This is a genomic window from Streptomyces lavendofoliae (assembly GCF_014649735.1).
GTDB classification, from domain to species: Bacteria; Actinomycetota; Actinomycetes; order Streptomycetales; family Streptomycetaceae; genus Streptomyces; species Streptomyces lavendofoliae.
This window is the reverse complement of the sequence record NZ_BMTP01000038.1, coordinates 1-12929: the sequence shown is the minus strand read 5'-3', so window position 1 is coordinate 12929 and position 12929 is coordinate 1. Positions and strand designations below refer to the sequence as shown.

At 71.0% G+C, this 12929-nt stretch carries 11 protein-coding genes and 2 pseudogenes; 8 read left to right on the top strand and 5 right to left on the bottom strand.

Annotation, left to right across the window (positions count from 1 at the left end):
• Positions 1–717: 717 nt before the first annotated feature.
• Positions 718–873, top strand: coding sequence for a hypothetical protein (locus IE109_RS32385; RefSeq protein ID WP_189554936.1), 156 nt, complete (start codon positions 718–720; stop codon positions 871–873).
• 189 nt (positions 874–1062) lie between these two features.
• Positions 1063–1861 (top strand): annotated as a pseudogene (locus tag IE109_RS32380) (IS5 family transposase).
• A gap of 9 nt (positions 1862–1870) precedes the next feature.
• On the opposite strand, the gene IE109_RS32375 reads toward IE109_RS32380, so the two are convergent.
• Complete coding sequence (locus IE109_RS32375; protein WP_189554938.1) at positions 1871–2332, bottom strand: GNAT family N-acetyltransferase; 462 nt, start codon at positions 2330–2332, stop codon at positions 1871–1873.
• Positions 2333–2471: 139 nt separating this feature from the next.
• On the bottom strand, positions 2472–3308 hold the full coding sequence (locus IE109_RS34255) for a DUF8825 domain-containing protein (protein WP_506417193.1): 837 nt from the start codon (positions 3306–3308) through the stop codon (positions 2472–2474).
• Positions 3309–3713: 405 nt separating this feature from the next.
• Between IE109_RS34255 and IE109_RS32365 the strand changes: the two genes are divergently transcribed.
• A complete protein-coding gene (locus IE109_RS32365) occupies positions 3714–4187 on the top strand; it encodes an NUDIX hydrolase (protein ID WP_189554934.1) in 474 nt (157 codons plus the stop codon).
• Between the two features lie 257 nt (positions 4188–4444).
• Positions 4445–4678 (top strand): hypothetical protein, encoded by a 234-nt coding sequence (locus IE109_RS32360; RefSeq protein WP_189554933.1) that lies wholly within the window; start codon positions 4445–4447, stop codon positions 4676–4678.
• Between the two features lie 40 nt (positions 4679–4718).
• Here the strand turns inward: IE109_RS32360 and IE109_RS32355 are convergent, their stop codons facing one another.
• Entirely contained in the window at positions 4719–4925 is a 207-nt protein-coding gene (locus IE109_RS32355; RefSeq protein WP_308431418.1) for a hypothetical protein, read from the bottom strand.
• A pseudogene (locus tag IE109_RS33620) lies at positions 4867–5079 on the bottom strand (alpha/beta fold hydrolase); the annotation flags it as partial. The pseudogene IE109_RS33620 and the gene IE109_RS32355, both read right to left, overlap by 59 nt.
• Before the next feature lie 473 nt (positions 5080–5552).
• Between IE109_RS33620 and IE109_RS32350 the strand changes: the two are divergent.
• The 4 genes from IE109_RS32350 to IE109_RS32335 are packed head-to-tail and all read left to right on the top strand — an operon-like array spanning position 5553 to position 11668.
• Positions 5553–6824, top strand: coding sequence for a phenylacetate--CoA ligase family protein (locus IE109_RS32350; protein ID WP_189554932.1), 1272 nt, complete (start codon positions 5553–5555; stop codon positions 6822–6824).
• A 46-nt stretch (positions 6825–6870) separates the two neighbouring features.
• Entirely contained in the window at positions 6871–8007 is a 1137-nt protein-coding gene (locus tag IE109_RS32345; RefSeq protein WP_189554931.1) for a GNAT family N-acetyltransferase, read from the top strand.
• Entirely contained in the window at positions 8004–9152 is a 1149-nt protein-coding gene (locus tag IE109_RS32340; protein WP_189554930.1) for a LuxE/PaaK family acyltransferase, read from the top strand. Before IE109_RS32345 ends, IE109_RS32340 begins: the two co-directional genes overlap by 4 nt.
• Positions 9149–11668, top strand: coding sequence for an acyl-CoA reductase (locus IE109_RS32335; RefSeq protein WP_189554929.1), 2520 nt, complete (start codon positions 9149–9151; stop codon positions 11666–11668). Before IE109_RS32340 ends, IE109_RS32335 begins: the two co-directional genes overlap by 4 nt.
• Positions 11669–12652: 984 nt before the next feature.
• Here IE109_RS32335 and IE109_RS32330 read toward each other — a convergent pair.
• Positions 12653–12796, bottom strand: coding sequence for a hypothetical protein (locus IE109_RS32330; RefSeq protein ID WP_189554928.1), 144 nt, complete (start codon positions 12794–12796; stop codon positions 12653–12655).
• Positions 12797–12929 lie beyond the last annotated feature (133 nt).

Here is a 12929-nt window from a genome sequence, read left to right as displayed (position 1 = left end):
GCCTCCCTGATCCTCTGGATCCGTGAATCAGCCAGGTGATCATTTGTCAGACAGGCCCTAGGACGATGCCCTAGCCCTCAGCCTTAATCGGACGGTCGCGACCCCGTTGGACCGGCCGCTCCCTGGCCGGATTGACCCGCGCCGCAGCAGCTCAACTCAGAGAGTGGTCTATCTGGCCAGATAGACCACGCGGGCCCCGGCGGTCCCCCTTTCCAGGCGGGCCGGCCGGGGGCGGTGGTAACCCACATGGCAAGAAGGCACTGGCCCGGCTGACGAGGATGGCACTGCTGCTGAAACCGTCCCCGCGCGCCGCCGCCTACCAGTTGACACCCCTCCGATACTGGGAGGCCGCGCCGGGAGCGCCCACGTCACCGCCTGCAAGCGACTGGCCGCGCCCAGGGTGGCACCCGACGAGAAGGCCCGATCCAGCACCGCGGACGCCAAGGCGGCCCGCCCCCGGACCGGGAAGGCTACGGAACCGGCCACGCCGATCCGCCGAGCTGCTGGAAAGACGAGCTGATGACCACAGCACCCGCCCCGTTCGACCCCAAGCAGTAGTTCGTCACCCCGCCGCTCTACACGCTGAACCTGAGCGCAGAACCCTAGTGAATCCGAACTTGCCGTCGGTACCGCCCTCCAGGACTTCACCACCCGACGCGGTGAACATCTGCTGTCCGTTCTCCTGGACAAAGCCAGCCCCTGGCCGTCCTGAAGGCCGTGAGCACGCTGGAAGGCCTGGTCCGCGATGTCGCCAACCAGGCCGCGCACGCGGTCGAGGCCGATGACCTGTCACCCGAGGCGATCGGCACTGCCCTGGGCATCAGCCCGGACAAAGCCAGCTCCCGCATCACCGGCTACCTCTACCACCGCTGACTCCAGCCAACAGCCGCGCGGCGTTTCATGGGGCGCGGTGCTCATCGACACCACGTTCCTTCTCAACCTCCAGGAGTGCGGGTCCGGGCCTCCCGGACGGCTCGGCAAACAGGGAGGCCCGGTTCTCGGATGCGCCGGGCCTAGGGCGTGTATCGAAAGTGGATCTTGCGCATGAGGTGATCTTGGTTCGTGGCGCGTGGAGACCTGACAGACGAGCAATGGGCGGTGCTCGAGCCGCTGTTGCCGAAGGGCAAGAAGCCCGGCCGACCACCGACATGGACTCGGCGGCAGCTGATCGACGGCATACGCTTCCGGGTCCGCACCGGCATCCCGTGGCGGGACATGCCCGAACAGTACGGGCCGTGGGGGCGGGCGTATGACCTGTCCCGCCGCTGGCAGCGCAACGGCACCTGGCAGCGCATCTTCACCCAGCTCCAGGCCCGCGCCGACGCCAAGGACCTGATCACGTGGGACCTCAACGTCGACTCCACGGTCTGCCGGGCCCACCAGCACGCCGCCGGAGCCAGGAAAAGGGGGACTTGCAGAAGGAGCCGCCCGGCGGCGTCGCCGTCGAGCCCGATGACCACGGGCTGGGGCGCTCGCGCGGCGGCCTGACCACCAAACTGCACCTGGCGGTCGAGCAGGGGCAGAAGCCCATGTCCTTCGTGGTCACCGCCGGGCAGCGCGGGGACTCCCCGCAGTTCGAGGCCGTCCTGGGCGGGGTCCGGGTGCCCGACCGGGGCCGGGCAGGCCGCGCACCAGGCCGCGGCGGGTGCGCGCCGACAAGGCGTACGCCTCCCGCAAGAAACGCGGCTCGCGCGGCGGTCGGCCGCCGAAATTCGATCCCGAGGACTACAAGACCCGGCACGCGGTCGAGTGCGGCATCAATCGCCTCAAAAGACACCGCGCCGTGGCTACCAGATACGACAAACTCGCGGTCCGTTACGAGGCGACCGTCCTCGTCGCGGCCATCGACGAGTGGCTATGACTGACCACGTCACGATGGCGCTGCGTAACAGCGGATGGCTACCGTCTGGTGCGGACTCCACTGCTGCTCGACTGTGGCCATCAGCTCCCAGCCCAGCCGCTCATACAGGGCTGCCGCCGCGGTATCGGATGCGACGACGTCGAGCACCGGATGCAGGCCACGACGCCGCGCTTCCTCCACTGCTTGGCCGATCAGCAGTGCACCGATCCGATGTCCCCTCGCCTGGGGGGCAACGAACAACCTGCTGACCACGGCGGTCATACCCCGCGTCGACCCGTTCCGCTCGCTCCACAACGTCGGGGCCATATCGTCTTCGCCGCCTTGCGACAAACTGACATGCCCGACCAGGTCGCCTTCGAGTTCGGCAACCCAGGAGCCCAGCAGGGGACCGCGTGACAGCCACTCGCCGGGCTGATCCGGCCAGTTCACCGGATAGCCGTCGCGCGCATGGACCTCCGCGAGGACCCGCACGCACTCCTCAACATCGCCATCGGCCCTCTGCCGGACCCAGCGGCTCGGCCTCTCATCCGGCACCCCGGAGCTCTCAATGTTCACTCGGGCATAGAAACACAGGCCACAGAGTCACAACCAGTCACTTTCGATACAGGCCCTAGCACTGCATCGGCTCGCGGCTCTGCGGCGTCCCACGCGCGCCCCAGGAGTGCCGGACGCTGCGCTGCCAGAAGGAGGTCCGGTTGCCGATGTACTTGGTCTTGTCGCAGGCCACCCGATCGATGTCCTTGCAGCGCACGCACATTTTGGCGCCGGTGCCCTGATCGAAGCCCGACCAGGTGTAGCTGAGGGTCTTGCCCTTGCGCCGCGCCATCTGCGCTTTGCCCACTCGGTTGCCGTCCTGGGTCAGCCATACCGTCCGCTTCTTCACGGACTTCGGCGGGTTCGTCCAGATCGCCGTCACCTGGTTCCAGTGGTTGCGCCCTTCCACGCGGATGCACACCTGGGGTCCAGACCAGTGATGGGTGCAGGCGCTGGTGTCCGCGGCCGCCGGCGTCGCGGCCGGGATTACGCATGCCAGTGCCAAGGCTGTGCCAGACACAGAAGTCGTCTCATGCCCGGTCCAACTGCCGAGCGGAGCAGGACGGGACGTCGCAGGTGGAATGATCACCCGGGGGAGTGCCCGGGCAGCCCTCCACGCGGACACGGTAGCTTCGGTCACGGCGAGGACGGCCGTGGCGGCGGCCCGGGTGGCAGCCTCCAGCTCCGAGCGCGCCGAAGCACGCTTCTCCGCCACGATCTCCACCCAGAAGAGATGACCGCTGACCTCAACGGCCAGTTCGAGGCACCGCTTCCGGAGCCGGGCGACGGCAATCTTGTCCTCCTCACTCCAGCCGGGCTGAACTCGTGTCCGCCAGCGACCTGACCAGTGTGCGGGTACTCCGTGCCGGGCCAGCCGGGCACCGGTGCCGACCTCAGGCCAGCCAACCTTCACGCTGCTGGCGCCCGGAACCCACGAATCTGCACTGGCACGACGACAGTCACCTTCGGGGGCGCAGGGGGCGCAGGGGGAGCTGGAAAGCGCGCGGGTTATCCGGCCAGATAGACCAACCAAGGAGGGGCTGGTCTGACCAGCACGGGGCACGGCCCTGTAGGCCACCAGTACGGCGGGCCCTCACCCGGCACGGTGAGGGCCTGCCGTACTGTCCAAGGCCGCTGGACTCCCGTCAAACAAGACCTGGGATCGGCACACAGTCGAGATTGATCAAGCCGCTACTGCCGAGGTTGCCGTACCGGCCCCGCCATGAGCCGTCCAGGATTGATCCGGCTCCACTCTGCGCTCATGGCGCTGCGTGGATCTTGGACGTCAGGATAGGGTCCGGTGGGAGGTGCGGGGGGAATGAGTTTCCGGCTGGCGGCGTACGCCGTGTGCATCGAGGGCGGGCGGGTACTGCTCGCCCGTCACGTCCCGCCGAAGGGCGAGAGCAACTGGACCCTTCCGGGTGGCAGGGTCGAGCACGCGGAGGATCCGTTCGACGCGGTGATCCGGGAGGTCGCTGAGGAGACCGGCTGTGATGCGGTGGTCGAACGCCTGCTGGGCGTGGACTCCAGGGTGATCCCCGCGGCCGACCGCCCCTTGCCCGGCCTGCCCGAGCATCAGAATGTCGGCGTCTTCTACCAGGTACGTATCACCGGCGGCCAGTTGCGGCCGGAGCCGAACGGTGAAATCGCTGAGTCGGTCTGGACTCCGATTCCCGATGTCGCTTGCCTGCGCCGGTCATCGCTGGTCGACATCGGCCTTGTCCTGGCGCAGACGCTTCCGGCGACCGGCCACGTCGCTGCCGTCCCGGTCGGCGGCCTGATCCAGCACTGAGGCGCGGTCAACATTCGAGCTGGCTGCCCCGCGGGCGGCGACGTTTGTGAGTGGGGCGGCCGGCAGGTCCGCGACGAGCCCTGTTTGGAGTGAATGCACTCGTCCGTCCGTCCGCCCGGCGACGGCAGGGTGTGTGCGTCGATCACGGTCATGTCGGGGGCCGTGGGTGGTTGATCACGGTCGTGTCGGGAGGCCGGGATGGGTCTGTCGCGGGCGGAGCTGTATGCCGCGATCAGGCGGGACAAGTTAATCCGGAGATGTCGCAACGGGCCCTGGCCGAGAAGTACGGGACGCATCGCCGGACGGTGCGGCAGGCCCTGAACTGTGCTGTTCCGCCGCCGAGGAAGAAGCCGGCGCCGTGGGCAACGGTCCTGGACCCGGCCAAGGGTTGGATCGACGCGATGCTGCGGGAGGACGTGGCCGCGCCGCGCAAGCAGAAGCACACCGCCCGCCGGATCCATCAGTGTCTCGCCCAGGAGCACGGCGATTGATGTCGTTCACGCCCGGCCAACCGGCCGGGGCGGGGTGCGGTCACGGGGGCGGGTCGACCCAGACGTAGGGGCCGCCGCCCCGCCACTGGATGAGCGGGGAGCGTGCCGCCTCGTACTCCGACACTTCAAGCCCCGCCCGGCGCAGGAACTCGACCACGTCCGCCAGGCTGTGCGCGAGTCCCAGGCTCGGCTCCCAGGCCGGGCCGGTCCACGCTGACGAGCCGGACCCCGAATGTATCGACGGCATCGCCGCCGAAACCGAGCCACCTGCTGGTCGCCGCCCCCGGGCACAGCAATACGGGAGTGCCGTCGGCCGGCCCCCACTCCGCCCAGCCCAGGTGCCTGCTGTCCGGCAGCCGGGTCCGTCCTAGCCGAGCCGGCTCCCTCACGCCGTAGTCCATGATCCGTATCGCCCCCTGCGCCGCACGCATCGCCGGCTTCCGCCTCTGACGGGTCACGTCGGCCCAGCATCAAACGCGATGATCCACCTGCCCGGCCGAGCCGCGCATCCCTCAGCCCGGCGGTGGTGACACCTCGTGGACCGCGGCCCGGGCGGACGGGGCCGGTGTCGCGCAGGTCGCCTCAAGCACGGGGGGCGCGGCACGCGTTCCCGAATCGGCATAAGAATGATCGGAATGGTTGATTCCGTAACAACTCTTGTTTCAGCCACCCATAGCGAAATAATTGCTGTCAATTTTGCGATGAGCCGACGAATGATTCATCATCATGACCGCGCGTCAGATACCGGCGCGCCACGGGAGCGGGGGATCCGGAGTCTCCCCCGCACAACGCTCGATCCCGCCGGCGGCGAGTTCGTGGGCTTGCCCCGCCGCGGTGACTCCCACCCAGACACCTTCACCTAGGCAAAGGCCGCATGTCCGCCCATCAGCTTTCGGACCTCATACGTTTCGCCCGTCACAACTCGCCCTTCTACCGGGAGCTCTACGCCTCCCTTCCGCCGGACGCCCATCGCCTCACCGACCTGCCGGTCGTCGACCAGGAGGCGTTCTGGGCGGCCAACACCCGCCACGGCAACCGTGTACTGACCGGTCCGCTCAGCGAGGCGACCGTCTACCAGACCGGCGGGACGACTGGCGCACCCAAGTTCTCCGTCTACACCCGTGACGAGTGGCGCACCTTCGTGACCGCCTTCGGTCACGGGCTCGTGGACGCAGGACTGCGCCCGGGGCACCGGGTCGCGGACCTGTTCTACGCCGGTGAGCTCTACGCCAGCTTCCTGTTCGTCCTGGATGCGCTCGCCCACTGCCCCGTCGACAACGTCCGTCTGCCGATCGGCGGCGCGGCACCCCTGGAGTCGACGGTCCCCACGCTGCGGGACTTCGCGGCCCAGGTCGTGGCGGGCACGCCGACCACCCTGTGCCGGCTGGCCGAGCACCTGATCGCGGCCGGTCTGCGGCTGGACGACGTGGAGCTGGTGCTCTTCGGTGGCGAGGCGCTCTTCGCCGACCAGCGGCGGCTGCTGGCCACCGCGTTCCCGAACGCCGCCGCGCGGTCCGTCGGTTACGCCAGCGTCGACGCCGGCCTGCTCGGGCGCCCCGTGCCGGGCCCTGACCCCCGGGTGCACCGGGCGTTCGCACCGCACTCGGTCGTCGAGATCCTCGACGACGCGACGGACGAGCCCGTCACCGAACCGGGGCGTCCCGGGCGGGTCGTCGTGACCAGCCTCTTCCGCCGCCTCATGCCCGTCATCCGCTACCCGGCCGGCGACCGCGCCGAGTGGACCGACACCGAAGCCGGCCACTTCCGCATCCTCGGCCGCGCCGAGGAGGGCGTACGGGTGGGGCCCGTGTCCCTCTACGCGCGCGACGCGCAGGACGCCGTGGCCGACGCGGACACCACCGGCCGCGTCATCGGCATGCAGTTGGTCGTACGCCGCTGGGACGGCCGGGACGGGCTGGTCCTGCGCCTGGCCACCGCCCCGGGCGACGACGACCCGGCCGGCCTGGAGGAACTCGCCGGGACGATCACGGCACGGTTGGAGAAGGCCCGGCCGCTGTACCCGGACAGCGTCCGCGCCGGCTTCGTGCACCCGCTCGCCGTCGAGTGGGCGCGCCACCGTGACCTCGCCGTCAACGCGCGTACGGGCAAGCTCGTCCGCGTGCTCGACGAGAGGCCGACGACATGAGCGGCCACCGCGCGGACCGCCCGGGCTCGCCGTCGGGAGGCGGACGGTGAACGCGGTGATCGCACCCGCGCACGGCGCCGACATCGCCGAACTGCGCCAGCTGTACTACGCCGTCTACGGGCCCCACTACCCCGTCGCCCTGGGCACCGACCCGGTGGCGATGGCCCGGCTCATCGAGGACCCGCACACGCTGTGGCTCGTCGCCCGCTGCCCGGACACCGGCGCGCTGGCCGCGTCGGCCGCCGTCCGCGGGGAACCGGGCGGGCGGGTCGGCCGGCTGGAAGGGCTCGCCGTGCACCCCGACCACCGGTCCGGGGGCCTGGCCGCCCGCCTCACCGAAAGGCTGTGCGCCGGGACGCTGGCGGCGGGACGGCTGGACTCGGTGTACGCCACGGTGCGCACCGTCAGCCCCGGCCCGCAGCGCGTCGTCGCGCGCAACGGCTTCCGCCCGCTCGGCGTCCTGCCCAACGCGGTGGATCTGAGCAGCCGTGAGAGCCTCGCGCTCTACGCGCGTCACCGCCCGGGTGTGCTGGAGCGCCGCCATCCGGTGCGCGAGGTGCCCGCGCCGCTGCTCCCGCTCCTGCGGACCGTCGAGCGCTCGCTGGGCATGCGTTTCGACGGCACGCGCGCGGTGGCCCCGGCCCGTGCGGCCGGGGGCGGTTCGACCGAGCAGCTGGAGACGATCGAGGCGCCCGCCTTCGTGCGCCGGCGCTTCCGCGAGCGGTTCCCGGACGCAGAGCGCTGGTTTTACCCGCTGCACACGCCCAACGTACTGCTCACGCCGGAGGACGGGCGATTCGAGGTGTACGCCTACCTCAACCGCACCGGCCGCTACTGCTCGCTCGTCGCCGCCCATCCCGATCCGGCCGCCGCGGCCGCGTACCTGGAACCCGTCACCCGGACCCTGACCAGGGCCGGCGCCGGGTACGTCGAGGCGCTGGTGCCGCTGGCGCACCACGAGGCGCTCTCGGCCTTCCTCGCCCAGGGGTTCGTGGCCGGTGCGCTGTACCCGGCGATGCGGCGGGAGGGGGACGGCTTCCACGACTACGCCGTGCTGTCCCGTTCCACGGAGCGGATCGACTTCCGTGACGTCGTCGTCGAGCCGCCGCTCCAGCCGTACCTGGACTGCTACCTGTCGGCGTGGGCGTCGGCCCACCTGCCCCCTTTCGAGGTTGCCTCATGAACCCTCATCTCGCCCCGGTCGAGGTTCCCGACCCGGCCCTCCTGCCACACGTGCAGCGGCTGTGCGACCTGGCCGACCCCTACGCCCACGGTCCCGCCGAGGACGGGCTGTTCGCCGCGGCCATGGCGGAGATCAACGCCTGGCACGCCGAACGGTCGCCGTTCTTCCGCTCGTTGTACGAGGCGACACCACCGGCGCTGCCGTACCGGACGCCGCTGGTGCACGCCGCTTTCTTCAAGCGCCACGAGGTGCTGTCCATCCCGCGCGACCGCGTGGACCTGCACCTGACGTCCTCGGGCACCACCGGCCAGAAGTCGCAGATGTTCTTCGACCGATGGACCATCCGCGCGGCGCAGCGCATGGTGGCGCGGATCTTCGAGCGCAACGGGTGGATCACTCCGGACCAGGAGGTCAACTACCTCCTGTACAGCTACGAGCCGGCGCCCGCCCTCAATCTCGGCACCGCCTTCACCGACAACTACCTCTGCGACTTCGCGCCCGCCCGCTCGGTCGCGTACGCGCTGCGCAACACCGGCAAGGAGCACGAGTTCGACCCCTTCGGGTCCGTGGCGGCGCTGCAGCGCTTCGAGCGGGACGGCGCGCCGGTCCGCATCCTCGGCTTCCCCGCCTTCCTCTTCTTCACCATGGAGCGGATGCGGGCCATGGGCCTGCCGCCGCTGCGGCTGCCCGAGGGTTCGCTCGTGGTGCTGGGCGGCGGCTGGAAGGGCCATGCGGACCGGCGCATCGGCAAGGTGGAGCTGTACGCCCGCGTCAGCGAGCAGCTGGGCATCCCGGGGGAACGGATCCGCGACACGTTCGGCTCCGTCGAGCACTGCATCCCGTACATCGAGTGCAACCACCACCGCCTGCACGCACCGGTCTGGTCACGGGTGACCATCCGTTCCACGCGGACGCTCGAGCCGCTGCCGTACGGGGAGACGGGCTACCTGCACCTCGTGTCGCCCTACATCACCTCTGTACCGGCCCAGAGCGTCGTCATGGGCGACCTCGCCTCGGCGCAGCCCGGGGAGGCGTGCGGGTGCGAGCTGACCACCGACTGGTTCACCGTGCACGGCCGTGCCGGAGTGAGCCGCAACCGGAGCTGTGCGGTGGCCGCCGCCGAACTGATGAAGGGGATGTCATGACGACCGTGCAGCCGCACCGCGCCGACGCACACCACTACTGGCAGGGCGCTTTCATCGACGACGAGGAGGCCGGGCGACGGCTGGCGGACCTCGCGGGGACGGTCGAGGACGCGCTCGGCACGCCGCTGGAGACGGAGGCCCTGCTCGGCGCTTGCGACGCCCTGGCCACCGCCCTCGCGGACCCGGTGCACCCGGTGCACGCCCGGCTCGCGCCCCATCTGCCCGAGGGTGAGGGTGCGGCGGTGCTCGCCGAGATCGCCGGCGCCCTCAGCCGGCGGGAGCTGACGCGCAAGCTCCGCCGTGAGCTCGGCGGTGCCGCGCCGCACCGGCTGAACCGTCCCGACGCGCGGGAAACGGTGTACGAGGCGTGGGCGCCCGTCGGACTGGTCGCGCACATCGCGCCGGGCAACGCCGCGACCGTCGCACCGCTCGGCGTCGTCGAGGGCCTGCTCGCCGGGAACGTTAATGTCCTGAAGACCAGCGGCGGTGACACGCTGCTCGCCCAGCACCTGCTGGCCGAGCTGGCCGCGCTGGACCCGAGCGGCGCCGTGGCCGCCCGTGTCATCGTGCTGCGCTTCCCGTCCGCGCGGCAGGAGTGGCTGCGTCTGATGTGCGCGCCGGCCGACGCGGTCGCCGTCTGGGGCGGCGAGAGGGCGGTGGAGGGCGTTGCGGCCCATGTGCCGCCGGGCTGCCGGCTGGTGGAGTGGGGGCACCGCATCTCCTTCGCCTACCTCACGCGGGAAGCCTGGGGCGATGCCGGCACGCTCGAGTCGCTGGCGGACGACGTCTGCCTGTACGAGCAGCAGGCGTGCGCCAGTCCGCAGGTGGTCTACCTCGACACGGAGGACGACGCGGAGCTGTTCGCGTTCGCGGAGCGTTTCGCCGCGGTGCTGGCGGCGCGGGAGCCGACCCCGGCCGATCATGCTCCGGACCTCGCCGAGGAGGCGGAACTGAGCACCACGGAGCTGCTCGCCCGGCTGGAGGAACACCTCGGGCTGACCCGCGTTTTCGCCGCGCCGGACGGCTCGTGGCGGGTCATGGCCGACACCCGGCCCGCCCTCACCGCCTCGCCGTTGCACCGCAGCGTGTGGGTCAAGCCACTGCCGCGCAAGCGGCTGATCGGCACGCTGCGACCGATGCGCCGGTACCTGCAGACCATGGGTCTGGCGGGCGGTCGCGGTGATGTCGCCGAGCTCTCCCGTCTCGCACTGGCCGCCGGGGTCACACGCGTCACGCCCCTCGGCTCCATGCACGCGAGCTACTCGGGTGAACCGCACGACGGGGTGTACGCCCTGCAGCGCTACAGCCGCCGCGTGGCGGTGCGGGCCGACGAGCGGTTCGCCACCACCGCCTGCCTGGACGACCTGGCCAGGCCCGTCGTCCTCCCGCCGCCCTCGGGGCCCCTGGTCGGCAAGGAGGAGGCGCAGGAACGCGGGCGTCACGTCTCGCGGGAGGACGCCGAGCTGTACTTCCGCAGCGGCGGCACCACGGGCCTGCCCGCCCTGTCGCTGTTCAGCTACGACGACTACGACACGCAGATGCACGCCGCCGCCCGCGGTTTGCTCGCCGCGGGTTACGACCCGGTGCGCGACCGGACGGCGAACCTCTTCTACTGCGGCGGCATGTACGGCAGTTTCATCAGCTTCTTCTCCATCCTGGAGCGGCTCGGCGGCGTCCAGCTGCCGCTGGCGGCGGGCCCCGACCACCGGGCGACGGCCGAGGCGCTGATCGCCCACCGGGCGGACACGCTCTTCGGGATGCCGTCGTACCTGTGGCAGCTGCTGCACGACCAGGCGGACGCGCTGCGCTCCTACGGCGGCATCCGCAAGATCTTCTACGGCGGCGAGCACTTCACCGACGCGCAGCGGCGCACGCTGCGGGAGACCTTCGGCGTCGACGTCGTCCGTTCGCTGACGTACGGCAGTACCGATCTCGGCCCGCTCGGCTACCAGTGCACGGAGAGCACCGGCGGCGTGCACCACCTGCACGCCGACCTGCACACCATGGAGATCCTGGCGCTCGACTCGGACCGGCCGGTGCCGCCCGGCGAGACGGGCCGCCTGGTCTTCAGCACCCATGCCCGGCGCGGCCAGGACCTGGGCCGGTACGTCATCGGCGACCTCGGCCGCGCCGTTCCCGGACGCTGCCCCTGCGGCAGCCACGCCCCTCGCTTCGAGCTGCGCGGGCGGCTGGGTGACGTGATGCGGGTCGCCACGTACTTCCTCGACCACCGGCGCTTCGTGACCCTCGCCGGGGAAGAAGGCGGCTACCGGGGCGAACTGCAGATCGTGCTCGCCGGGCAGGACGCGCGCGAACGGCTCACCGTCCGCGTGGAGCGGTCCTGCGCGCCCGATCCCGAAGGGCTGCGGGCGGTCCTGCTGAGCGGCTACCCGGAGCTGCGCACGGCCGTGGAGGAGCGGCTGCTCGACCTGTCGGTCGAGGCGGTGGACGGCGCGGCACTGGACCGCAGCCCGAGGAGCGGCAAGCTGCGCTCGGTGGTGGACACGCGGGGGTAGCGGGCGGGCACGGCGCGCGTCCCGGCAGGCCCCGTTCCCCCGCGTGACGCGGGGCGGGCGGGGCGCCGGGCCGTCTGCCCGACGCCCTGCCCCCTGGTGGGGAGGGATCCTTGTGGCGGGGACGGCGGGGCGGCCGAGTGCGTGGGCATTGATGGCATACCGAGGCGCCGTGTGCCGAGGAGGATGCATGTCCGCGCAGCAGGACCCGGTGGCCAGTCCGGCCGAGCAGCTTTACGTCCAGAACCTGAACGCGCTATTGGAACGTACGGATGTGCCCCAGAGAGCCTTCGCCAAGAAGTACGCCTTCAGCCCCGCGATGGTGTCCCGGTATCTCTCGGGGCAGCGCTTTCCCTCGCGCCAGTTCGCCTCCGCCCTCCTCGACGCTCTCGTGCTGGCACGCTGCCCGCCCCGCCCAGCCCGGCCGACGCGGCCGGGCCTCGCACCTGTGGGTCAGCTCGCAGGACCACGAGAAGTACCTCGACGCCACCAGCAACTCCGCAGCGGACCCGGAGCCGGGAACCGTCGACAACAGCGTTCCCGGCGCCCCCGAACGTCTCCCGCTGACCCGCGAACGCTCCTACCAGCAAAGGCAGGAGGAGAAGGAAGACCGCCGCAGCACGCCGGCATCACCGTTTCTGACCCCGCCCGGCTCGTTCCCGCCCGCCCGGGGCTCTGCGGCGCCGTACGCCGTTCCCGCTGTCAGGACATCGACTCCCGTGCCCGCACTGCCGCGTCAGGCCGGCCCTCCGTCTGCGCCCGCCGGGACATCCCGCGCCCCGCGGGGGGCCACGCCGGTCCTCCCCTTGAGCTGCCCGCCCCAGCACGTCGGACCGTGCGCCTCGTGCCGAGAACCCACGCACCGGTACGGCGACGGAGGAAACCCGCTATGCCCAGTCTGCCGCCGCAGCCGGTCCACCCCATGTCATCCCGCCATCGGTGGTTCAGGCCCTCGCGGCCAGGGAGTCCAGGTGGAGGGTGGGACGGCTAGACATCGTCCAGGGTGCCGAGGGCGCCGAGCAGATGCGCTCGGGTGGCGACCGCGACGTCCTGGACGGCCTGGTCCTCGGAGTGGGTCAGCTCGCCAAGAAGGACGGCGACGGCTTGGAGGACGCCCGCGGGCACGGCCACGGTCCGCAGCGCGGCGAGAGCGGCCGCAGCTTGCTCACTCGGCGAGGTGTCTCTTAGACATCATCTCATTTGGCGAGCCTGCGGTAGCAGATCAGGGTGCAGGCGATGCTGGTGAAGGCGAGGAAGTGCTCGG

What these genes read in the sequence shown, in the direction of transcription:
- IE109_RS32365 (WP_189554934.1), top strand. Translation starts at nt 3,714, where the DNA reads ATGAGTTTCCGGCTGGCGGCGTACGCCGTGTGCATCGAGGGCGGGCGG.
- IE109_RS32360 (WP_189554933.1), top strand. Translation starts at nt 4,445, where the DNA reads ATGTCGCAACGGGCCCTGGCCGAGAAGTACGGGACGCATCGCCGGACG.
- IE109_RS32335 (WP_189554929.1), top strand. Translation starts at nt 9,149, where the DNA reads ATGACGACCGTGCAGCCGCACCGCGCCGACGCACACCACTACTGGCAG.
- IE109_RS32355 (WP_308431418.1), bottom strand. Translation starts at nt 4,925, where the DNA reads ATGCCGTCGATACATTCGGGGTCCGGCTCGTCAGCGTGGACCGGCCCG.
- IE109_RS32340 (WP_189554930.1), top strand. Translation starts at nt 8,004, where the DNA reads ATGAACCCTCATCTCGCCCCGGTCGAGGTTCCCGACCCGGCCCTCCTG.
- IE109_RS32350 (WP_189554932.1), top strand. Translation starts at nt 5,553, where the DNA reads ATGTCCGCCCATCAGCTTTCGGACCTCATACGTTTCGCCCGTCACAAC.